We start from the raw sequence: 23,498 nt of genomic DNA on the forward strand, positions 1-23,498 counted from the left end.
ACATGGTGCAAAATCGCACCGAATAAATGTCGGCCTAAATTGCAAATATAGTTATTTCATTTATTTGCGCCATACTCAAAACGGTAAAAAAACAGAAAAGTTAATCAGACAAAAGTCATATTCCTGCATATCAGGAGTTCAGTATTCTTTCAATCTCATCAATATCTGAACGGAAGCTTTTGTCAACATCATAGTAGTTTTTTACTGTATTACAAGCATGAAGTACTGTTGCATGATTACGGTTGCCCACCTGTACACCTATCTGGGAGAGAGATAACTCAGTGTGCTTTTTGATAAAAAACATTGTCACCTGGCGCGCCTGTACAATTTCCCGCTTTCGTGAGGCCGACTGAATAAGCTCATTTTTCACATTATAAAACTCAGATACCGTATCCTGTATCTTCTGTACAGTAATCCGTTTCCTCTCGAATTTTATACTTTGTTCCACCACCCTCCTTGCCAGCGCCATATCAATTTCACGATTGTTGATAATAGAATGCGCCATGAGTGATACAACTATTCCCTCCAGATCACGTACGTTTTCTGTCACATTTTCCGCAATATATTCTATCACATTATCAGGTATAGAGAGTCCGTCGGACAACACCTTGTTCTGAAGAATCTTCTTTCGCAGCTCCTTATCGGGGCGTTCCAGTTTTGTGGTCAAGCCCCATCGAAAACGTGTAAGCAGCCTCTCCTCAACCCCTTGCATATCCATGGGAGCACAGTCTGATGTCATAACCAACTGTTTGTTATTCTGATGCAAGTGGTTGAAAATATGGAAAAAAGTGTTTTGCGTTTTTTCCAATCCCGATAGTTCATGAATATCGTCAATCAGCAAGACATCAATACTCTGGTAGAAATTGATAAAGTCGTTTATTGTGTTGAACCGCCGAGCATCGGTATATTGAACCTTAAAGAGATGTGCAGACAGATATAACACCTTTTTTTCAGGGTATAATTCCAGCACTTTTGATCCGATTGCATGGCAGAGATGGGTTTTGCCCACACCAGAGTGCCCATGCACAAAAAGTGGGTTGAATGCAGTTTTCGCAGGATTCATAGCTACTGCCTCTGCTGCTGTTCGTGCCAGACGATTGCTCTCCCCCTCAAAAAAATTGAGAAAGGTGTACTTTGAATTTATCTGTGAATCGAACTCTGATGTCTCCACCCTGTCGAACGGGCTTGGCACTTTGGCTGAAATTTTTTTAGAAATGTTCTTTTCTACACCTGCTAAAGGTTTCCTCTCTCCTCGAAGCTCAACAGCGGTGTTACTTTCTGTTTCAACAAGTATACGATAGTTGAGGATAGTACCATCACCAATCTCCCTATAAAGGGTCTGTTGGATAAGATCAAGGTATTTGTCCTCAAGATACTCATAAAAAAACTGACTGGGGACCTGAACGGTCAGTACATTGTCAAGGTACTTTAAAGGTACAATAGGAAGAAACCATGTATTGAATGCTGGTTCGGGTATATTATCCCGAATAACTTTCAAACAGTTATCCCATAAAAGTCGGTAATCTTTATTCATTAGCACAAATGGTCTTTTTCTTTCCAGAAACTAAGTACAAATTTTCAAAAAAAAATTGAGAAAAAAAAATTGAGTTCATCAAGTGACTTTTTTCGCGAAAAAAAACACTATTTATCAACCCGATACAGGCATCTCATTATATGACAGCATATTAGTAAAACTTCTTGATCTAAACATGGCTGATTGACAACATGATATAAAAAGCATTAACACTCTTAAATTAATGCAAATATACTACATTTTTATTACCTATCTTCTGCTATACAAAGAGTTTCATCAATAATTGCCAAAAAAGACATTATTTAGAATGATTCTAATTAAATAATTTCTACAGTAACGAGATGAAACCTCTGAAACCTAGAATAAGCGCACTCTTACAGTCAAATACCTCTCCGGATTCTGACGAATATCTTCGAGCAGTTTTGAAGCAGTATCCAAAGTTACGCTCAAACTGTCATATAGTTTGGTGTCGTTCAAAAGCAGGCCCAATGAATTATCGTTACTGTTAAGCTTTCCGGTCAACAATTTTAGATTGTTTGCTGTTTCATCAATTGAAATAAAAGTAGTCTTAATATCCAATTGACTCAGCCCTCCGCTAAAATCTTTCAAATCGTTTGATACAGAAGCGAGATTATTCCCAATCTCTGGAAGTTCTTTTTCCAGTGAGCCTACGATACGGTTCAAGCTTGCACTTGAGTTGTTAAGTTGCTCTATTGTTTGGCCTATACCATTAATTGAACGTTCCCATGAAGGGTGTGACAAAATCTTGTTCAATGAAAAAAGGACAGAATCGATTCGCTGAATAATAGAATCGGCCATAGGCATCATGCCAGCAACATCATCCATAAGCCCTGTCTCTTTTCCCCCGGTAATTGTATCGCCAGGCTGAAGATAAACGCCTGATGGTGCCATAAACAGATTTACTGTTGATGCACCAAACATATCGATACCATATTCGAGATAACTACCTTCAGTAATCCTTATGCCTTCATCAAGATTAATTCCTACTGCAAATTGCATTGGTTCAGTGCTGATAATATTTATTGTGTTTATCAGTCCTATTTGATATCCTTTTACATATACGGGTGAAGAAATTAATAATTTCGATACATCCTCAAATACAGCATAATATTGATTCTGCCTTTTGAAAATATTTATCCCTTTAAGAAAATTAATTCCGAAATAAATCATGACGAGGCTTGTAATAAATGCCAGCCCTATAAGCGCACTCCTGTTTAAGTTTTTATTCATACGATTAAAGCTGTTTATTTTACTCGTTCCCCATTTTCAAACTCGATAATGAACGCATCTTTGAATTTTTTCTGGACATCTCTCAGTAATCTCCTCACCTCATCAGGATTATCGGTACTTCCGTATGTATATTTGTAAATTTTGCCGTCTAAATAATAATCAACAGGTTTCAACCCTTTAAATGCAGCTGCACCGTTTTCAATTTTTCGCGATGATGTTAGAAACTGAATTCTGAATTCTTTCCCGTTTTCATCAGCTGACAATGCATGCGAATCGGTGTCCTGTGAAACATTTTCCTGAAAACCACGTGTTCCTGTATTGGTGAATAGGTGGCTCTTTTTGTCATACTCTCTCTTATACTCTCTGAAGCCATTATAAACTGACTGAGCCAAAGAGGACTGTCCTGCTTCACTCTTAAGGTATTTTTCATCCTGTCTGTTGCTTATATATCCCAATTCAACTAGAATACTCGGCATAGCCACCTCTCTCAGCACAAGGAATCCGGCCTGGCGTACATTTCTGTTTACCCTTTTAGAGTTTAACACAAGTTGATTCTGTACTAATGAGGCAAGACGTACACTCTGGTCAAGGAACTCGTTAGCCATAAACTCAAATATTATATATGACTCCGGCTCGTTAGGATTAAATCCTTCATATTTTATAGAATAGTCTTCCTCATACATTATCACAGCATTCTCAGCTTTTGCCACGTCTAGATTATCTTTACTTCTATGCAGCCCAAGAACAAAGGTCTCCACACCTTCAGGCGATGTCCTTTTTCTTTCGAGTGCATTGCAATGAAGAGAAATAAACAGATCGGCACGGGCCTTGTTAGCTATCTCCGCCCTTTTATTTAGTGCCACAAAACGGTCGCTGCTTCGTGTATATATAACATTAACATCGGGGTGATTGCTCTTAATGAGTTTACCCAATTTCAGTCCTACCGAAAGGACAATATCCTTCTCTTTTGAACTCTGCCCTACAGCACCCGGATCCTTTCCCCCATGGCCGGGATCTATAACAACTGTGAATTTACTGTTTTGAGCGAATATCTTATTTACATTGAAGAGTGAAACAGGCAAGCTCAGAAACAGCAAGAAAAGCAACTCTCTACAGTGTTTCATGTGAACCTCTTTTCTGCAAAAATAGACATAAAATTTATATTGAAAACAGTTATTCCGAATTCGCAAAAAGAATTTGCACAACTTTGAAAGAATTTAACAAGAAATAAGCCTCTGCCAAGGTAGAAAGGCATGAAAAAGGAAATAACCAGCAAAAAAATTGAGATGCCAATTATCTCACAGCCTCAGAAATTGTACTACGCAGACAGTCTTCAGCTAGTCAACTAAGGCATCAACTCAGCCAGCTTATCAAACAACTCGTTACCTCTCAAATTCTTTTCTATGATGATCCCCTCTTTATCCAAAAGTACAGTATGAGGAATACCATTAATAGCATACATATCAACCAATGGGCTGTCCCAATATTGCAAGTCGGACATCTGCGGCCAGGTCATATTCAAATCCTTTATCCCCTGAATCCAGTCAGCATGATTTTTGTCAAAAGATACACCTATAACTTCAAAACCTTTTTCCTTATATTTATCATAAGCGGCTACCACGTTAGGCATTTCATTGCGACAAGGGCCGCACCAAGAGGCCCAAAAATCCACTAACACATATTTCCCCTTTCCTGCATAATCAGAAAGTGAGACATCATCTCCTGAACTACTCTTCAACGTAAAATCAACAAATTTTTTCCCTACAGCTACATTTTCAACATTTTCCAGATGCTTCATTATTTTTTTAATTTTCTCTTTACCCTTAAAGTCATCATCTGCCAATGAAAGGATCTCTTTCTGCTGTTCAGGCTCAAACATTGAAGAAGAGTTCAGAAAAATATATTCTCCAAGCTCGTTCTTGATATTATCTTTTATAATGGTGAAAGTCAAATCAGCCAATTGACCTTCAATATTATCGTATGCTTTATTAATTTCAGCCTCCAGAGAGTCGGTCATCTCCCCGGCAGCCTTTGTACTGTTATATTGCTCTATCAGACTTTTTATTTCTTTCCTCAGAATATTCTGTTTCAGCCTGTAATCAGTATAGGCACTATTTATTTTAGTTCCCTTTACAATAATCACGGAATCGAACCTTACATCCAGCTTACCCGGTTCAACCAATATCGGTATTCCGCTTGCCTTCTGCGGATCAACTGATTCATCAAGTATAATAAAACGAAGCTCCTGAACATCAACGATTCCCGAAAAGGAAAACTTTCCGTTTTGAACTATTCCGCTATCAGTTATGATCATAGTATCATCTGCCATTTTTTGCAAATAGACATTTGTCCCTTCGTAAGCCACATCAGCAACAGTACCTTTTATTTTGTATTTGGCGTTGTTTTGGCATGACAGAAAAACGCCCGCTGCTAAAAACAGTAAAATTACTTTTTTCATCTTATATCTTTTTATAGTTAGACAGTAGCAAAGATATGTAAAAAGTCCAGACAAAGAAGGAACTTGCTAATTTTTTTGCACGGTTGCAATAATCAAGAATATTATTCGTTTAAATCATATATTTTAAGCTTCGCAAGAATTAAATATTATCTCATACAGCCTAATATAAGACATATAATAATAACCTGATATGGGTAAGTATCATAATAATAAATTTGAATTAATTGCCGGGGATACTCCCGGCAATGAGCCTTCAGAACTCACATTGTCCTTTTTAAGGCAATTTGCCAGAAGCCTTAAGGTGGAAAAATATCGGGGACTGCAGGTCAAGACACATGATGAAAACTGAATGAATGCGCCCTTTAAAGTAGAGACTCCATTTTACCGGAATAAAGATTTTTCCTATCTTTGAATTTCAAAAAAATAATTTTTTATAGCATATGAGCACAATGGTAGCACCGTCTCTTTTGGCGGCTAATTTTCTTAATCTGAAAAAAGATATTGAAATGCTGAACCGTAGCGAGGCAGACTGGATTCACCTTGATATTATGGACGGTGTTTTCGTTCCCAATATCTCTTTCGGTTTTCCCGTTATCAATCTCTTGCGAAAAATCACTGATAAACCATTGGATGCGCATTTGATGATTGTGCAGCCAGAGAAATTCACCAATGAGATTGCAGCTGCAGGAACTGCTTACATGAATGTTCACTACGAAACCTGCCCCCATCTTCACCGGGTTATACAGAGTATCAGGGCTAAAGGAATGAAACCAGCCGTTACTCTAAACCCGCATACTCCGGTATCTTTACTTGAAAATATACTTCCCGACCTTGACATGGTGTTGCTGATGTCGGTAAACCCCGGATTTGGTGGCCAGCAATTTATTGAACACTCCTTAAAAAAGGTTGACCAGTTAAAAAATATGATTCAAAAAATGGGCACCGCCACTCTTATCGAGGTTGATGGCGGAGTCAATCTTGAGACTGGGAAGAGGCTTGTGGATGCCGGCGCCGATGTACTTGTAGCCGGGAGCTTTATCTTTTCTTCTGATAATCCGGAGGAGGCAATAAGTCAGCTGAAGTCGCTTTAACGCCTCTTTAACCGGCCTTCATCTCTGATTTTTAAACTGCCTGCACCGTTTGTAAGCACCTGCTTGTCAATAGAGTGCTTTTATTTATTGTAATTCACTTTCATGTCTAAATGAAGGTACTGATTGGAAAAACACCCTTCTTTCGTCTATTGATTCCCGTTATAATAGGTATTGCGGCATGTTCAATATTTCCGTGGATAGTACTCTTAACTCCTCTAACTGGCTTGACTGGATTATCCCTGATGCTGTTCTCTTACCGCACAAAAAAGTATAATTTCAGACTCAGATGGCTTTTTGGCGCTGGGGTATTTCTCTTTTTGTTTGCCCTTTCAATACACCAGTATGATGAGCAGGAACATCAAACCAGATTTACCTTTTCCAATGGCGAGCTGAGCTATATTGGCATTGTACAGGATATTCCAGAAAATAAACCCCGATCCATAGCAATAAACATGAAAACAGCATCTCCTACTATGAGGAAAATTATTCTTTACCTGGAAAAAACAGATGAGGCAATGTCTCTGAAACCGGGTGACGAAATTGTTTTTGCCACACAGTTACAACCTTTCCGGAATTTTGGCAACCCTGACGACTTCGACTATTCTAGGTTCATGAAAATAAAGGGTTTTGCCGGATTTGGATTTGTTACTGCCGGCAGCTGGCGTGCAACAGGTAGAAAATCATTCTCAATTCCAATTCTTTCCCAGAATCTCCGTGCCAAAGCACTTGATTTTTACCTCAGATTCAACCTCGACAGAGATGCATACGCTTTATTGTCAGCAATTACTCTTGGTTATAAAGCATACCTGACCGATGATATGAAGGAGGCGTTCAGGGCATCAGGAACTTCGCATGTATTGGCCGTTAGCGGATTGCATGTAGGTATTATATATATTATTATCAATACTATGTTTGCTTTTCTTGGCAAAACAGGAAAAAGTTTTAACATAAGGCAATGGCTGGTAATACTTTTACTTTGGGGATATGCGTTCATTGCCGGGATGTCTGCTTCGGTAATACGTGCTGCAATAATGCTCACTATATACTGCCTTGGAAGAATCAGTAAGGGAAGGGGATTTACATACAACACACTGGCTGCAGCTGCTTTTCTCATACTTATTTTCCGTCCATTCTTCATTTTCGATATTAGTTTTCAGATGAGCTTCGGAGCAGTTTTTGCTATCCTTTATTTTAATCCTAAGATAAATAGTCTTTATCGTCCTGCAAACAGAGTGGCAACATATATATGGGAGTTGCTAACTGTGTCAGTATCGGCACAACTGGGCGTTTTCCCTCTGGTCCTTTACTATTTCGGGACATTCCCAACATATTTCTTTATAACTAACATTCTGGTAATACCAATGATTGGATTAATTATCTATGGAACCCTTCCACTTGCTGCAATGGGAGCACTCAATTTCCTGCAGTCTGATATACTGGAACATTCATATAATTTTTTCCAATGGATTGTGAAGATACTTGCCGAAGCAACATTAAAAATTGTATATATTTCTGAATCAATCCCTTTTGCGCAAATATCGGATATTCACATTACACTATTCCAACTTATAGTGCTCACGTTTATTATCTTTACCTTTACCCAATTTCTCTATTCAAAACGGCCTGGAAATCTCATAATATCACTTTCTGCTATTTTATTATTTCAACTTACCATAACGCACAACATTATGTCTATGCCTTCTCCAAAAATAGTTGTATTTAATCATTCCAGTAAAAGCGATATAGCCGTGGTTGTCAAAAACAGACGCATTTTTGTGGAGGTTCCTCACAACGGACTGCTACCTCATCCCGAAAAAAGTATTCTTCGTATTTCGGATGATTATTTCGACAATTACATCGGCCGGGAGAGGTTTAATACTGATATACTTATACTTTCGCAAAAAAGATATTTTAATATTGAACAAATACATAACATTTTTAACCCGTCCACAATTGTTTTGGACAGCTCTCTACCGCGTTTTACAGCAAAAAAAATGGAGATGGAATGCATCCGGTTGGGTATAAAGGTTCACGATGTGGCGCAAAACGGGGCTTTTTCAGTAAATTTTTAGTAATTTTGTCGCTCATCATCTAAAGGGTGCAGATTAAAATGAACTTTACAAAATCCATCTCCCATGTTATCAAACCCAAGAGAGTGAAGCAGATAATGGAGTCTGTCGACAGGTCCGAAAAGATCGTTATCACCACTCACCTCTCCCCCGATGGAGATGCGTTGGGAGCCTCTCTTGCTTTATTTCATTATCTGAAGGCAAAGAGAAAAAAGGTGAGGATTATTGTCCCCAACTCCTTTCCCTATTTTCTTAAATGGATGGAGGGTGCAAACGAAGTTGAAGTGTATGAATACAATCCCGCAGCCGGGCAACATATACTTCGGTCGGCTGATCTGATTTTTGCTCTCGATTACAACATCTCAAAAAGAGTTGGAGACATGGCGCCCTTCCTCGAAAATTCACTAGCGAAAAAAATTCTTATCGACCACCACCCTTTCCCCGGTGATAACTTCGATATAATTGTATCTCATCCCGAAATATCCTCCACAAGTGAACTCATATTCAGGCTGCTCTTTCAAGCCGGAAAATATGACGAGATAACACAAGCCGGGGCGGAATGTATCTATTGCGGCATGATGACAGATACCGGCGGGTTCACCTACAACTCAAGTGATCCTGAGATATTTGAGATCATCAGCATGTTGCTGCGTAAAAAAATAGACAAGGATACCATCTATTCGCGGGTATTTCACAACTTTACTGAAAACAGGTTTCGCCTTTTAGGCTTCACACTGTCGCAGAGAATGGAGATTTATCCTGAACTTCATGCTGCCCTTCTATACCTCTCAAAGGACGACCAGGGACAATTTCGCATCAACAAAGGTGATACAGAGGGATTTGTAAATTATCCGCTCAGCATCAAAAATATCATATTTTCTACATTCATCCGAGAAGAGGAAGGACTGGTAAAACTATCGTTTCGTTCCCAGAACTCATTCCCTTGCAACGAGTTTGCAGCGGAATTCTTTAACGGTGGTGGGCATCTGAATGCTTCAGGAGGAGAACATATTGGTTCATTAGAAGAGGCGCTTCGTATTTTTTCAGACGGACTCAAAGCATATGAAGATAAGCTTCGAAAAGCCAACAACGAACTTTAACCCATTTTTAAGAATAGATAATGTTTATTTCGGTGTAATAGATGTGTTTTTTACGTAGATTGTTTAATTTTGTAACTTGGATTTCGGTGTACGGATTTTTTTAATATTGAATTAATTTTATGAAGAAAATAAATATAATTCCTTTTTTGCTCATCGGGCTGCTGATTCTAATAATTTCTTGCAATGACAGGAAGTCGTATGCCGACTACCTGAAAGATGAATCAAGGGCAATCAACCTGTTTATTGCAAAGAACAATTTTGCTATCCTGGACAAATTCCCTGAAAATGGCAAGTTCGAAGAAAAAGAGTTTTATAAAGAGCCGAATACAGGAGTTTACTTTAACATAATCTCTTACGGAGATACAACTGATAGCAAACAGTGGAGGGTACAGTGGAGAGAGAAGGTGTTTATTCGTTTCAAAGGGTTGCAATATTTTATGTCTAACGACACTATAAGGTATTCCAATTCTCAGAGCACCTTCCCCGAAGAGCTTGAATTTTTAGGCCCTGTTACTTCATCTAACAAGAACAGCTACGGAACCCCGGCGTGGGCTGTGCCTCTGTTATATATAGGCCATAACGGAAAGGTAAAAATGATTGTGCCTTTCGAGGTGGGATCTTCTTACGACAGGTCTCAATACCAACCAACATATTACGATGAGGTTTCATACAGGTTTGAAAATCATATAAACAAGTGATTGGCTGACGGAAATATTCATTAAAACAGAAAATGGACGTCAGATTATCTTTTTTCGCATCATTCAGGTTCAAAATAATTTAGAAAATCAGAATCCATATGACATTGATTAAATCAATATCCGGCATCAGAGGGACAATAGGTGGTGCAACAGGAAACAACCTCACTCCACTCGACATAGTGAAGTTTACTGCTGCCTATGCAACATTTATTAAAAATTCATTACAGGTGAAGAAACCTGTAATAGTAGTAGGCCGCGATGCCCGAATCTCAGGTGAGATGGTACACCGCATAGTCACTGGGGCCCTCATGGGGATGGGCTGCAACGTAACTGATATTGGAATGGCTACTACCCCCACAACAGAGATAGCAGTAATAAAGGAAAACGCCTCCGGAGGAATAATTATCACGGCTAGTCATAACCCAAAGCAGTGGAATGCGCTGAAACTCCTTAATAACAAAGGGGAATTTCTTAATGCGGATGAGGGGCAACAGATTCTCGCCATTGCCGAAGAAGAAGATTTTGCATTCTCTCAGGTAGATGATCTGGGTATAATTACACAGAAGCAATATCTTCACGAACATATTCAAAGTGTTCTGTCCCTGGAACTGGTAGATAAAGAAGCTATTAAAGCTGCCAATTTCCGTGTAGCCATAGATTGTGTAAACTCTGTAGGAGGAATTGCAATCCCTGAATTACTCTATGCCTTAGGAGTTAAAGAGATATTTAAGCTTCACTGTGCACCACATGGTAATTTCTCACATAATCCTGAGCCACTACCTCAACACCTGACAGAGCTCTCTTCACTTACAAGAAGCTCTAAGGCAAACGTTGGATTCGCGGTTGACCCTGACGTGGACCGGCTTGCCATCTATTGTGAAAATGGTGAACCTTTTGGCGAAGAGTATACACTTGTAGCCGTTTCAGACTACGTTTTGCAAAATACTCCGGGCAACACTGTCTCCAACCTGAGCTCAAGCCGCGCCTTAAGAGATGTCACACTTGAGAGAGGCGGAGAATACCATGCGGCAGCCGTTGGTGAGGTTAATGTTGTTGCCAGGATGAAAGAGGTGAACGCTGTGATTGGTGGAGAAGGTAACGGAGGGGTTATCTATCCCGCCTCACACTACGGACGGGACGCACTTGTTGGTGTTGCTCTTTTTCTTACACACCTCGCTAAATCGGGTAAGAAACCATCTGAGCTGAAAAAGATATATCCCTCATACTATATGGCTAAACAGAAGGTAGAACTCACACCCGAAATAGATACTGACTCTGTTCTTGAAAAGATGAAAGAAAAATTCAGCGACCAGCAGGTAACTGATATCGATGGAGTGAAGATAGATTTTCCGGACAAATGGGTCCACTTGAGAAAGTCCAATACTGAACCAATTATACGCGTTTACTCTGAGGCACACTCTATGGAGGAGGCAGAAGAGATAGGTAAAGATATAATAAACCTTATTAAAGAACTCACCTAATATAGCATAACAGTCATATGTTTTTATCACTCAATTGCCACATCATCTTTTTGACGTGGCAATTGAATTAAATAGACAGGATATGAAAGATGCATTAATTAGCCGCGAAGACCTGAGGAAGCTGCATCCCGTGTTCCGTGGAAAATATGGAGATAAGATCATCGATTTTGGTGTAAAAATATCTGCCTTACATGTTCCGAATGAGATTTACAATAGATCAAAACACCTTACAGGCCCGGCTTTCTGCAAGGATGTTTTGGATAATCTGGAAATTATCAGGACTATCAAAAATTTGGAAATTCTGGATAACTGCAAGGGCAGCCCTTTTATTACTGTATCAAATCATGCCTACGGACATATCGATGGTATTGCAGCTATCGAGACGGTAGGCAGCCATGTGGAGAATTACAAAATGATGGTAAACGTAATTCTGGGATTAATTGACACTATGGCAGAGAATTTTATTACAGTTAATCCGATGAAATATGCAGAAAAGAACAGTATCACCTATGCCGGCATAAGAGAAAGCATTTCGCATGTGCGGAAAGGGTATCCGCTTGGTTTTTTCCCTGCTGGAGCAGTGTCAAATATGGTTTTAAAAAATGGGAAAATCGTTATAGAAGACCGGGAGTGGCAGCCGGCTGTACTGAAGATTATTCAAAAGGTAAAGGTACCCGTTATCCCAATGCATATATCAGGCAGAAACAGCCTTTCGTTCTATTTTTCGAGAATATTCGGATGGAAAGTCCGAAACCTCAGGTTATGCCACGAAATGTATAACAAAAAAGGGAAAGAGATAGTCATCACCTTCGGTGAACCCATTACACCCGATGTTATTGAACTGTTTGAAGATGACACTAAAAGCCTGGGAGAATTTCTGAAAGCAAAAACATACGCTTTAGGAAAAAAATAAATTAATTGCTATCTTTGTTAATCTCAAACAGTACAACAGCCACACTTATGGTAAAGCATTCAATACAACAGGTGAAACAACGTTTTGGTATCATAGGCAATGATGCCATGCTTGATCGTGCCATTGATGTAGCCTTACAGGTGGCTCCAACCGACCTGTCGGTACTTATCACCGGAGAGAGCGGAACCGGAAAAGAAAATTTTCCTCAGATCATACATCAATACAGTAACCGCAAGCATGGCCCCTACTTTGCCATAAATTGCGGGTCCATCCCCGAAGGGACCATTGATTCGGAACTTTTCGGACACGAAAAAGGCTCTTTCACAGGTGCTACGGGAACCAGGAAAGGCTACTTTGAAGTAGCCGATGGAGGTACACTCTTCCTTGATGAAGTAGGAGAACTGCCTCTTTCAACTCAGGCACGCCTTCTCCGAGTGCTGGAAAGCGGAGAGTTTATAAAAGTAGGCTCATCGAAGGTTGAAAAAAGTAATGTTCGTGTAGTCGCTGCCACCAACCTCGATATGGTGAAAGCTGTAGAGATAGGGAAATTTCGCGAAGACCTCTATTATCGCCTGAACTCGGTGCCTATACGCATCCCCCCGTTGCGCGACAGGAAAGAAGATATCCCTCTCCTGTTCCGTAAGTTCGCAGGCGACTGCAGTGAAAAATATATGATGCCACCCATCACTCTTTCGGAAGATGGCAGGGAGATGCTGAAGAACTATCGCTGGCCAGGCAATGTCCGTCAATTGAAAAATATAACTGAACAGGTTTCGATCATCGAACAAGAACGCATGATCACAACTGATATCCTTCAGAAGTATCTGCCTTACAACGAAGTAGGCATGCTGCCTGTTTCGGTTTCCCAGATTCAGGGAAGGGAGCATAAACTGTTTGCAAACGAACGCGAGATTCTTTACCAAGTGCTTTTCGATATGAAAAAAGATATTACCGATCTCAAACAGGCAGTTAAGAGTATTATGAAAGATTCATCACACGTTCAGCATTCAGCATCTTTCGACTCCTCATCCTCCGATATCCACCAGTCGTCAATTATTACAAATGACAATAAAAGGGTGTCAGTACCCATGAAATATGAAGTTGTCCCACAAAAAATATCCATTGACGAGCCCGACAAGAATGATATCCAGGAAGCTACTGAATATGAAGAGGCCGCATTATCAATCAGCGAGGTAGAGAAAGAGATGATAGCTAAAGCACTGGAACGCCATAACGGAAAGAGGAAACTTGCCGCAAACGACTTGGGTATCTCGGAACGTACTCTTTATCGCAAAATCAAGGAGTACAACCTATAAGATCAAAAAGCAACTAACCATAACAGATTTCAAACTATCAGAGCCTACATCTTCCTCACTTCTGAATTCAGATCTATAAAGGGAAAAAACTGATTAATCGTATGAAACAGAGTATTTACATTCTCATTTTGTTGTTTGCATTGAACTCATGCAAAATATCCTACTCTTTCAGGACAGCTTCTATAGATTATAATCTTACCAAAACGCTATATATAGGACATTTCATCAATCAGGCTCCACTGGTGTATCCACCTCTTGAGCAAAGATTCAATGAAGAGATGAAGGATATGTTCACCCGCAACACGCGCCTTCAGCTGGTTGACAGGAACGGCGATATGGAGATTGAGGGCGAGATAGTGGGATACGAGCTTACACCTTTGGCTGTACAAGAGGATGCTTTTGCTTCAGAAACACGACTTACCATGACTGTAAGGATGCGTTTCAGGAACAATAAGACAGATGCTCCCGAAGTTGAGGAGAGATTCTCTGCAAACAGAACCTTTCCCAGTAATACTTTGTTCGATACAGTTCAGGATCAACTTATTAAAGAGCTTACTGATGAGATTATAGATCAGATATTTAATGCTACAATGGCTAACTGGTAACAATATGCAAAAAGAAGATCTGTATACTCTTATCTCCAATCCCGGCACACTGGATATCGCAACTTTGGATAAACTTGAAGAGGTGATAAATGAATACCCATATTTTCAAACTTCAAGGCTTTTGCTTACAAAGAACCTTAAAGTAACAGATAATGAAAGGTATAACGAAGAACTTGGAAGAACAGCTATTCTGTGTGCAGACAGAAAAAGACTGTTTTACCATATTTTTAATGATGATTATAAAGGACTTATGGCAAATCAGAAAAAGCCCGATTGTGAGACAGGCGACAGGACTGAGGAGCTGCTGGAGTCGTTTCTCTCATCTCTATCTAAGAGTAAACCGTCACAGTCATGCATTGATGATGCAGAGTTGAATATTGTTTCTACCGACTATTTATCATATCTCAATCATCTGGGTGTTAACATGGTGACTGAACAGGCAAAAGGCCAAAAGCTTCAGCATCACGATATCATAGATGCTTTTATAGAAAAAGCAGAAAATGACGCAATTTTTATACCAGGAGAAAAGGTTCCGGACAGTATTGCTCTGAGCTCAGGTAGTGAGAATGAAGATGAAGATGAAACAGGTGAGTTCCTGACCGAAACGCTGGCAAAAATATACATCAAACAGAAAAAATATGAGCAGGCACTCACAATAATTAAAAGAGTAAGTTTGAATTTTCCAAAAAAAAGTGCTTACTTTGCAGACCAAATTCGTTTTCTTGAGTTATTGATTATTAACGATAATAAAAAAAACAAATAAAATATGTATATTTTTATTACAATCCTTATCTTGCTTGCGTCCATCCTGATGATTCTGGCTGTTTTGGTACAGAAATCGAAAGGTGGAGGCCTTGCTAGCGGCTTCTCGTCATCGAACCAGATCATGGGTGTACGGAAAACGACCGACTTCCTGGAAAAATTCACCTGGACACTGGCCGGTATTGTGATTGTTCTTAGCATCTTAACGGCTAAATACACAGCCTCACGCACAAATGCTCCACAATCACAGGTAGAAGTGCAGCAAACTGCACCGCTTAGCCCATCAACAGCTCCGGATGTGGCCCCGGGTATGCCTGTTCCTTCACAGGTGCCTGCTCAGCCTACACCCGAAGAGGGAACGCCGGCCGAGTAATCCGGTCAGCAAAAATCTAAAAATATAGAAGTTGGGCCTGTGTTCAACTTCTTTTTTATTTGCTTAACTTTCGCAGCTATAACTGGTGATATGTTTTAGCAATTTGCGAAGGTTTAATGAATGAGCCCACTTTAATAAGTTATTTAAATCTAATTTCAACAATACTTGAACAGGGTAGTGATTTTTGAACATCCCTAAAAAAACTGAGATCTGATTATGCAAAAGTTCTATTTAATTTTATTACTGATTTTTCCACTGACAGCTAAAGCACAGATTATCACTTACGATACAATCAGAGTATCTCCGAATGACGAACGCAATATCCATCTCTACCAACAACGAAAAAAGACGGATAATAAAACATATCATTCAGCAAGCAGAGATAATAAAGATAACCACATACCGGCATTCGATAAAAGTAAACTTCGTTTTGGTGCAGACTTTGGCCTTTCGATAAGCCATAACTTCACAAATATTGGACTAGGCCCTCAGCTGGGATATCAATTCAACAACCATTTAATGGCAGGAGCCGGGATTAAATATTATTACAAAAGGTCAAAAACGTATGATTATGAAATAAAAAACAATCTGCTTGGGGCAAACGTATTTGGTTATTTTTACCCTGTACGTTTTATCACAATATTCATACAGCCGGAGATAAACTACACCTGGTCTGAATTAAGGCCCGAATCACATGAAGAATCCATTTCTAGCAGGGGATACGCGCCGTCACTGGTAGCAGGTGCCGGATTCAGGCTTGAAAGTTCGCATGTAACATTAAACTACGACTTGATGCAACACACCAATTCACCTCATCCAAGCGGGCTTTATCTCGGTATTTCAGCATTTTTCTAACCCACACCATCCCCTGATAGCTATTGTTGAAAAAAGAGAGTGTTCTTATTTGAAGGCGAGTTCAGAAAAGAGCTGATTAGTGGTCTTATGCCAGTCAACATCGCAGGAGTTATGTCACACAGAAATACCATTTATGTAACGAATAATGCATACTGTCACCGGTTTCAGATAGTTAATGAAACGCAGTGATACAAAGAACACAAATTTTTATCTGATCACAATATCCCTTATAATTGGAAGCCCGGCATGATCGTTTAATTTTTTAATCAGCCCCTCCTTGTTCATCAACAGCTCTGCACGAAGAACAGCCGATGTAAGTTGCACATAGAGGACACCCCGATTGAAATATACATTTCCGGTATATTTTGACACAGCCTCTCCCAGGACTTCACCCCACCCTCTTATGGCGCGGTGTTCAGCCATCTTGTTCTTCAAGGCACTGTTTTCTTCAAAAAAGTCTGAAAGTGCCTTCGATAAAGGTTGTGTATTTTTCTTCAACATGCGATCTTAATCATTCATAGGTTTTATCTCTCCGTCTACTACTGAGAAAATTTGAGATGAATTATGTATCCTTTCCAGAATTTTATCAAGCGAGCCTCTATTGGTGTCAGATATGAAAATTTGTCCAAACCCAGGGCCCGAAACAAGTTTAACAATCTCTTCCACCCTGTTGGCATCAAGCCTGTCGAAAATATCATCGAGCAACAATATTGGAGTAGTATTCCCTGTTTGCAACAGAAAATGAAATTGTGCCAACTTGAGTGATACAAAATATGTTTTGTTCTGACCTTGAGAGCCCACTTTTTTTATGGGGTAACCATTTAACAGCATCTCAAGCTCATCACGGTGTACACCCACAGTAGTGTGCCCAAGTATTATGTCACGCTGCCGGTTTGAGTATAGCATTTTGCTAAAATCACCATCATTTAACGGAGAAATATAATCGAATGAAACACTCTCACCCGATTGACTGATCCGGGAGTAAAAATCGTTGAAGATAGGTGTAAATTCCCTGATAAAATCTTTCCTCTTTCGGTAAATGAATGTGCCATCTTCAACCATTTGATCTTCCCAGAGTTCAAGCAAGGTAAAATCTATATACCTCTCTTCGTTTTTCAGAAGCACATTCCTTTGCTGCAGAGCTTTCGTATATCTTACCAGTGCACGAAGATACTCTTTATCAAACTGGGATACGGCAATGTCCATAAACTTGCGGCGCACTTCGCTTACCCCGGTAATCAGTTCGTTATCGGCCGGAGACACCATTACCAGAGGAATCAAGCCAATATGATCAGAAAGCCTTTCATACTCCTTCTTGTTACGCTTAAACTGCTTTTTCTGCCTTCTACGTATTCCACAATATATCTCTTCATTCGAAGCATCTTCGAACTCGTATCTTCCCTGCAACATGCATACATCCTCATCATGCTTGATAATCTGAGAATCGACAGGATTGGTATAACTTCTGCAGAACGACAGGTAATAGACCGCATCAAGCAAGTTTGTTTTCCCCATTCCATTGTCACCTATAAAACAGTTTATCTTCGGAGAAAATTGCAGTTCTGCCTGGGCAAGGTTCTTATAATTTATTATTGACAGTTCTTTTAATATCATCCTTTTATTCCTCTATCAACAAGCGTTGAAGGTCTTCTGGAGAAATATTCATCTTCAGGCGTCCCTGTGAAGCAAATGAAATCTTACCCCTCTCTTCTGAAACAATGATAACTTTAGCATCAGTCTCCTGTGAGATGCCTAACCCGGCTCTATGCCTCAACCCTAGATGAGTTGGAATATTTGGATTTTGAGAAATGGGCAGTATGCATCCGGCAGCCTTGATTTTTGTTCCTACAACAATCATTGCGCCATCGTGCAATGGACTGTTTTTAAAAAAAATATTCTCTACTAGCCGCGATGATATATCAGCATTCACAATTTCTCCAGTCTGTTCATAAAGTCCCAAATGAATGTCGCCCTGAATAGCTATAAGTGCACCGGTATTGGCTCTCGACATATTCATGCAGGCAAGCACTATAGCAGTAAGATGAGAGTTGTCTTTCTTCTGCTTTTCACTTGGAAAAAACAGCTTGGTGATGAAATTCCATCCTCTTTTAGATCCTAAAGACATCAGAAAACGGCGTATCTCATCCTGGAAAAGAATTACAAGCAAGAACAATCCCACACTCACAAACTGATCGAGAATGGAACCAAGCAGAACCATATTGAAAACTCGAGACACCAGAATCCAGATCACCATAAACACCAGAATCCCAATGAACAGAGGACGTAAGCCGGAAATTTTTACCAGCCTGAAGAGGTAATAAAGAAGAAACGCTACCAGAAGTACGTCTATGAAATCTTTTATTCCGAAGTGTGCAAACATACAAATTATGTGTCAAATTCTGCTATCTTCCCGACAATTCTTATGCATTCCACAGCCTCTTTCACATCGTGAACCCGTAAGAAAGAGGCACCGGAGAGCAGGGCAACTGTATTAAGCACTGATGTGCCGTTTAGACTTCCTTCCGGAGTGGATTGGAGCAACTTGTAGATCATCGACTTTCTCGATATACCTACCAGTATCGGCTCTTCAAAGATATGAAAATATTTCAGATAAGCCATCAATTCATAGTTTTGAGATAGGGTTTTACTAAATCCGAAACCCGGATCAATAATTATATCGTTAACTCCAAGGAGATTCAGCTTTGCCTTGCGTTCTGAAAAATAGTAGAGAATCTCCTGAATAAAATTTTCATAATCTGTAAACTGTTGCATTGTTTGAGGTACTCCTCTCATATGCATAAGTATATAAGGCACATTCAGTTCTGCCACAACCGGGAACATGCGGCTATCTATCTGGCCCCCCGAAATATCATTTATTATGTTCACTCCATACTTCTCTACCGATTGCTTTGCCACATCGGCATGAAAGGTATCAACGGAGATTATGGCATCGGGAAATTCATTTCGCACCAACTTCAGTGCAGGCATCAGTCTTCCAGCCTCCTCATTTGCCGTTAGGAAAGAAGAAGCCGGGGTAGTGGACTGTGCCCCTATATCGATAATGGTTCCACCCTCTTCAAGTATCTGATGGCACCTTTCTATAATCTCGGTTTCCGAGTTCTTTCTGCTTCCGGAGAAAAAAGAATCTGGAGTAATATTTACAATCCCCATCACCAATGGTGTGGAGAGATCTATCAACTCTCCTTTTATGTTAATGGTTTTCTTCATTCTTCCTTTTTTCATCTTGTACTGTTTCTCTCCATCTATCAAATAAATCAATATGGCATTAAAGGACAGAGTCCGGATCCTGAAAAGGGTAATCTATTGTAAAGTGCAATCCCCTACTCTCCTTTCTGGCCATGGCCTGTTTAATGACCATATAACCCACTTTTATAATATTACGCAATTCACAAATATCGCGTGACACTACTGAGCGCTGGAAAAAATCCTCTGTCTCCCTGAACAGAATATCCAACCTGTCCAATGCACGCTGCAGACGAAGATCTGAACGTACTATTCCCACATAAGACGACATAATCTGCCCTACCTCCTTATAACTCTGCGTAATAAGCACCATCTCTTCAGGTGATGTTGTCCCTTCTGCATTCCATGGCGGTATATTCTCCTGAAACCCAAATTTTTTGAAGAGAGGGAGCGAATGCCTGGCTGCTGCGTCAGCAAAAACAACTGCCTCTATTAACGAGTTGGAGGCAAGCCTGTTAGCACCATGAAGGCCGGTACAGGCACACTCTCCGTTTGCATACAAACGGCCAATGCTTGTTTCTCCGTTTATATTGACCTTTATACCTCCGCACAAATAATGCGCAGCGGGAGCAACCGGAATCATATCTTTTGTAATATCTATACTATAGGAGAGACATTTTTTGTAGATGCCTGGAAAGTGATTACGGGTCTCTTCAGGGTCTTTATGTGTAACATCCAAATAAACATGTTCATAACCACGTTCTTTCATCTCCGTATCAATTGCCCTTGCTACTATATCGCGAGGCGCGAGTGACCCCCGTTTATCATATTTATGCATAAACTCCTTACCCTCAATCGTTTTTAGTGTCCCCCCATAACCTCGCATAGCCTCTGTTATAAGAAAAGAAGGACGTGCTCCGGGATGATAAAGTGCCGTGGGATGAAACTGCACAAACTCCATTCCTTTTATCTCACCCTTTGCCCGTGCTACCATAGCAATGCCATCACCTGTAGCAACAAGCGGATTGGTTGTTGTTTGATAGACCGACCCGATACCACCGGTAGCCATCATTGTAACACGCGAAAGGAATGTATCAATTTCGTTTGTATCCTGATCAAGGATATAGGCTCCGTAACACTCAATACCGGGTGTATGACGCGTTACCACCTGTCCTAAATGATGCTGAGTAAGTATTTCTATAGCGAAATGATGATCTAACACATCAATATTGGGATGATTCCGGACAGCTTCTATCAAACTTACCTGTATTTCCGCTCCGGTACTGTCTTTATGATGAAGTATTCGAAATTCAGAATGGCCGCCTTCTCGATGAAGGTCGAAATTTCCCTTGTCGTCTTTATCGAAATCCACCCCCCAGCTAATCAACTCCTTTATTTGAGCGGGTGCTTCACGAACCACTTTCTCCACTACACGAACATCACAGAGGCCACCACCGGCATCAAGTGTATCAGCGATATGTTTCTCAAAATTGTCCCATGGATTTGTTACCGAAGCTATTCCTCCCTGTGCATAAAATGTATTTGCATCCTCAAGCGAATTTTTCGCTACAATTGCCACTCTTCCCTGCTTTGCCACTTTCAGTGCAAAGCTCATTCCGGCAATACCTGAACCAATTACCAGAAAATCATACCTGTAAACCATCTTTTTCCTCTTTTGATTATTTTCACAACAGAGTGCAAATGTACACAATTCTCACGGTTTTTGTCCTCAGACAACCATTTTGATGATATAAAAGACTGAAGTGGCTCTCAATTCAGATTAAAAATTAAATTCATAAGAATATTTATCACAAAAATTCTGTAAATTGCACATTAAAATATTATATCTGACGTTATAACCAAACATTACATACAAATGATCCCTATAAATTCACCAATGCAACAGAAAGAGGATTATATTTAAGTTAAATAAACCAGTTTGATTTGTATATTTCATACATTTTATTTCCTTTGTATATTATAGCAAAGTTGTTGTTTAGCACAACTTTATTGGGCCTTTAAACCAAAATAAAGTTTTAATGAGATTCTGTAGTAAACGGCCAAATCATTATACTGTTGTAAAATTAAATTATTATTGTATGAAACACTTATTACAACTACTCCTGCTCTTTTGCTTCCTTCCGGCTTTGAATCTCTTCTCCGGAAATATTGAGCAGTCTGATTCAACATTAGTACTTAGAGGGAGGGTACTAGGTGGTGATACAAACCAGCCATTGCCCAATGCAAGTATAACCGTACAACAGGTGAAAGTTTCCAGTGTAACCAACCAAGATGGATACTTCTCTATAAGAGTACCGGAGTCTACACTGAATAAACAGCTGATTATACACTATCTGGGGTATGAAAACAAGGAAATTCCAATAGTTACCCTTATCAATAATCCAAATAATCACATTACCCTTATCCCCGCTCCAATTCAATTGAGCGAGTTGCTTGTGGTTTCTGGTGAAGGTAAAAGCCTTATAAAAGATGCATTGCAGCGTATTCCCCAGAATTACTCCTCAGATCCCAATATGATGGTGGCTTTTTACCGTGAATCGGTTAAAAAAGGATCAAATTATATCTCTCTTGTAGAAACAGTATTGGATGTTTACAAGGCATCTTACAGATCGTACAGCAACGATCAGGCAAAGATCTACATTGGACGGAAAGCCACTGATATATCACCGCGCGATACAGTGTTACTTAAATTTCAGGGAGGAATCAGTGATGCTCTGATGCTCGATATTGCCAAAAACCCGGAGGTTGTATTTGGCACAGATGCGTCAGAATATCAGTTTCATATTGAAGGATTGGTAAATATCAACAACAAGCCTCACTACATTGTTTCATTCACTGAGTATGAAGGAATAAAAGATATCCTTTTCAGAGGGAAAATATACCTTGATGCGCAAACCCTTGCTTTTGCACGAATGGAATTCAACATGAACGTGGAAGGCCGAAAAGATGCAGCGAACATTTTTATCAGGCGAAAACCGTCTAAAATGAGGGTGGAAGTGAATAAAGCACATTATGTGGTCGATTTTATTGAATATAACGGGAAATGGTATTTTAATTACAGCAGCACTGAAGTTGCGTTTCGTGTACGATGGACAAACCGATTCTTTGGACTGTTTGCAACCACTTACACTATTGCCTCGGAAATAGCCATTACAGATAGGTATAGTGACAATGTGGTTAAGTTTGCACGTGACGAACGTATCCACTCTACAGATGTAATTGCTGAACGTGTTGAATATTTTCTGGATCCTAACTTTTGGGGGGAGTACAACGTTATTGAACCCGATCAACAGATCGCCGATGCAATTAAAAGACTGAGTGGTAAATTACAGCGACGCAAACAATAAACATACTAAACTGTTTGTAATTATAAAATTTAAACGTACCTTTGCAACCCAATTATTTATATATGTAATAATTTTTACAAACAAGTATGTATTTAGATTCTGCTAAAAAGAAGGAAATCTTTGCCCAATACGGGAAGTCTAACACTGATACTGGCTCACCTGAAGCGCAGATAGCATTGTTTTCATACCGTATTTCGCATTTGACTAATCATTTGAAGTCAAACAAAAAAGATTATAACACGGAAAGAGCACTGAGAATTTTAGTAGGTAAACGTCGCCGTTTACTTGATTACCTCATTGAAAAAGACATTGAAAGATATCGTTCAATTATCAAAGAGTTAGGTATAAGAAAATAATTTTCTCAAAAGAAAAAATGAAGAGGGTAAAAGTATAATTTTATCCTCTTTTTTTTATTTTTTT

At 39.6% G+C, this 23,498-nt stretch carries 23 protein-coding genes; 14 read left to right on the top strand and 9 right to left on the bottom strand.

Going from position 1 to position 23,498, the window contains the following annotated elements; all coding sequences use genetic code 11:
* Positions 1-130: 130 nt before the first annotated feature.
* From dnaA to B3B27_RS03075, 4 genes are all read right to left on the bottom strand, one after another.
* Positions 131-1,534, bottom strand: coding sequence for a chromosomal replication initiator protein DnaA (dnaA, locus tag B3B27_RS03060; RefSeq protein ID WP_238868811.1), 1,404 nt, complete (start codon positions 1,532-1,534; stop codon positions 131-133).
* Between the two features lie 357 nt (positions 1,535-1,891).
* Positions 1,892-2,785, bottom strand: coding sequence for an MlaD family protein (locus B3B27_RS03065; RefSeq protein ID WP_238868808.1), 894 nt, complete (start codon positions 2,783-2,785; stop codon positions 1,892-1,894).
* Positions 2,786-2,799: 14 nt separating this feature from the next.
* A complete protein-coding gene (locus B3B27_RS03070; RefSeq protein ID WP_286846812.1) occupies positions 2,800-3,909 on the bottom strand; it encodes an N-acetylmuramoyl-L-alanine amidase family protein in 1,110 nt (369 codons plus the stop codon).
* A gap of 221 nt (positions 3,910-4,130) precedes the next feature.
* A complete protein-coding gene (locus tag B3B27_RS03075; protein ID WP_286834073.1) occupies positions 4,131-5,243 on the bottom strand; it encodes a TlpA disulfide reductase family protein in 1,113 nt (370 codons plus the stop codon).
* 190 nt (positions 5,244-5,433) lie between these two features.
* On the opposite strand from B3B27_RS03075, the gene B3B27_RS03080 reads away from it, so the two are divergent.
* From B3B27_RS03080 to B3B27_RS03135, 12 genes are all read left to right on the top strand, one after another.
* Positions 5,434-5,592, top strand: a complete 159-nt coding sequence (locus B3B27_RS03080; protein WP_238868803.1) for a hypothetical protein — start codon at positions 5,434-5,436, stop codon at positions 5,590-5,592.
* A 91-nt stretch (positions 5,593-5,683) separates the two neighbouring features.
* Positions 5,684-6,334 (top strand): ribulose-phosphate 3-epimerase, encoded by a 651-nt coding sequence (gene rpe, locus B3B27_RS03085; protein WP_238868801.1) that lies wholly within the window; start codon positions 5,684-5,686, stop codon positions 6,332-6,334.
* Positions 6,335-6,444: 110 nt separating this feature from the next.
* Positions 6,445-8,406 (top strand): ComEC/Rec2 family competence protein, encoded by a 1,962-nt coding sequence (locus B3B27_RS03090; protein WP_238868799.1) that lies wholly within the window; start codon positions 6,445-6,447, stop codon positions 8,404-8,406.
* A gap of 38 nt (positions 8,407-8,444) precedes the next feature.
* Positions 8,445-9,503, top strand: coding sequence for a DHH family phosphoesterase (locus tag B3B27_RS03095; RefSeq protein WP_407681784.1), 1,059 nt, complete (start codon positions 8,445-8,447; stop codon positions 9,501-9,503).
* A gap of 119 nt (positions 9,504-9,622) precedes the next feature.
* A complete protein-coding gene (locus B3B27_RS03100; RefSeq protein WP_286834075.1) occupies positions 9,623-10,201 on the top strand; it encodes a DUF4827 family protein in 579 nt (192 codons plus the stop codon).
* A 98-nt stretch (positions 10,202-10,299) separates the two neighbouring features.
* Complete coding sequence (gene glmM, locus B3B27_RS03105; protein ID WP_238868795.1) at positions 10,300-11,682, top strand: phosphoglucosamine mutase; 1,383 nt, start codon at positions 10,300-10,302, stop codon at positions 11,680-11,682.
* 82 nt (positions 11,683-11,764) lie between these two features.
* Complete coding sequence (locus B3B27_RS03110; RefSeq protein ID WP_238868794.1) at positions 11,765-12,595, top strand: 1-acyl-sn-glycerol-3-phosphate acyltransferase; 831 nt, start codon at positions 11,765-11,767, stop codon at positions 12,593-12,595.
* Between the two features lie 47 nt (positions 12,596-12,642).
* A complete protein-coding gene (locus B3B27_RS03115) occupies positions 12,643-13,911 on the top strand; it encodes a sigma-54 interaction domain-containing protein (RefSeq protein WP_238868793.1) in 1,269 nt (422 codons plus the stop codon).
* A 101-nt stretch (positions 13,912-14,012) separates the two neighbouring features.
* The gene (gene lptE, locus B3B27_RS03120) at positions 14,013-14,516 is read left to right on the top strand and encodes an LptE family protein (protein ID WP_238868792.1); all 504 of its coding nucleotides are present in this window, start codon (positions 14,013-14,015) and stop codon (positions 14,514-14,516) included.
* A gap of 4 nt (positions 14,517-14,520) precedes the next feature.
* Positions 14,521-15,279, top strand: coding sequence for a tetratricopeptide repeat protein (locus tag B3B27_RS03125; protein ID WP_238868791.1), 759 nt, complete (start codon positions 14,521-14,523; stop codon positions 15,277-15,279).
* A 3-nt stretch (positions 15,280-15,282) separates the two neighbouring features.
* Positions 15,283-15,651 (top strand): preprotein translocase subunit SecG, encoded by a 369-nt coding sequence (secG, locus tag B3B27_RS03130; RefSeq protein ID WP_238868789.1) that lies wholly within the window; start codon positions 15,283-15,285, stop codon positions 15,649-15,651.
* Positions 15,652-15,867: 216 nt separating this feature from the next.
* Positions 15,868-16,506, top strand: coding sequence for an outer membrane beta-barrel protein (locus B3B27_RS03135; RefSeq protein ID WP_286834076.1), 639 nt, complete (start codon positions 15,868-15,870; stop codon positions 16,504-16,506).
* Positions 16,507-16,713: 207 nt separating this feature from the next.
* Here the strand turns inward: B3B27_RS03135 and B3B27_RS03140 are convergent, their stop codons facing one another.
* Genes B3B27_RS03140 through nadB form a run of 5 tightly spaced genes read right to left on the bottom strand, consistent with a single transcriptional unit; the run spans position 16,714 to position 21,373 of the window.
* A complete protein-coding gene (locus tag B3B27_RS03140) occupies positions 16,714-17,007 on the bottom strand; it encodes a DUF721 domain-containing protein (protein ID WP_238868786.1) in 294 nt (97 codons plus the stop codon).
* Positions 17,008-17,013: 6 nt separating this feature from the next.
* Entirely contained in the window at positions 17,014-18,120 is a 1,107-nt protein-coding gene (gene recF / locus B3B27_RS03145; protein ID WP_238868784.1) for a DNA replication/repair protein RecF, read from the bottom strand.
* Between the two features lie 4 nt (positions 18,121-18,124).
* Complete coding sequence (cdaA, locus tag B3B27_RS03150; protein ID WP_238868782.1) at positions 18,125-18,886, bottom strand: diadenylate cyclase CdaA; 762 nt, start codon at positions 18,884-18,886, stop codon at positions 18,125-18,127.
* 5 nt (positions 18,887-18,891) lie between these two features.
* Positions 18,892-19,749, bottom strand: coding sequence for a dihydropteroate synthase (gene folP, locus B3B27_RS03155; protein ID WP_238868780.1), 858 nt, complete (start codon positions 19,747-19,749; stop codon positions 18,892-18,894).
* A 43-nt stretch (positions 19,750-19,792) separates the two neighbouring features.
* Positions 19,793-21,373, bottom strand: coding sequence for an L-aspartate oxidase (nadB, locus tag B3B27_RS03160; RefSeq protein WP_286846813.1), 1,581 nt, complete (start codon positions 21,371-21,373; stop codon positions 19,793-19,795).
* A 436-nt stretch (positions 21,374-21,809) separates the two neighbouring features.
* Here nadB and B3B27_RS03165 point away from each other — a divergent pair, with 436 nt between their 5' ends.
* On the top strand, positions 21,810-23,078 hold the full coding sequence (locus B3B27_RS03165) for a carboxypeptidase-like regulatory domain-containing protein (protein ID WP_286845730.1): 1,269 nt from the start codon (positions 21,810-21,812) through the stop codon (positions 23,076-23,078).
* 86 nt (positions 23,079-23,164) lie between these two features.
* Positions 23,165-23,434 carry a 30S ribosomal protein S15 gene (gene rpsO, locus B3B27_RS03170; protein ID WP_238868775.1) on the top strand — a complete coding sequence of 90 codons (270 nt, stop codon included), beginning with the start codon at positions 23,165-23,167 and terminating at the stop codon, positions 23,432-23,434.
* Positions 23,435-23,498: the final 64 nt, after the last annotated feature.

It is taken from the genome of Proteiniphilum sp. UBA5463, from assembly GCF_002427225.1.
Classification (GTDB): Bacteria; Bacteroidota; Bacteroidia; order Bacteroidales; family Dysgonomonadaceae; genus Proteiniphilum; species Proteiniphilum propionicum.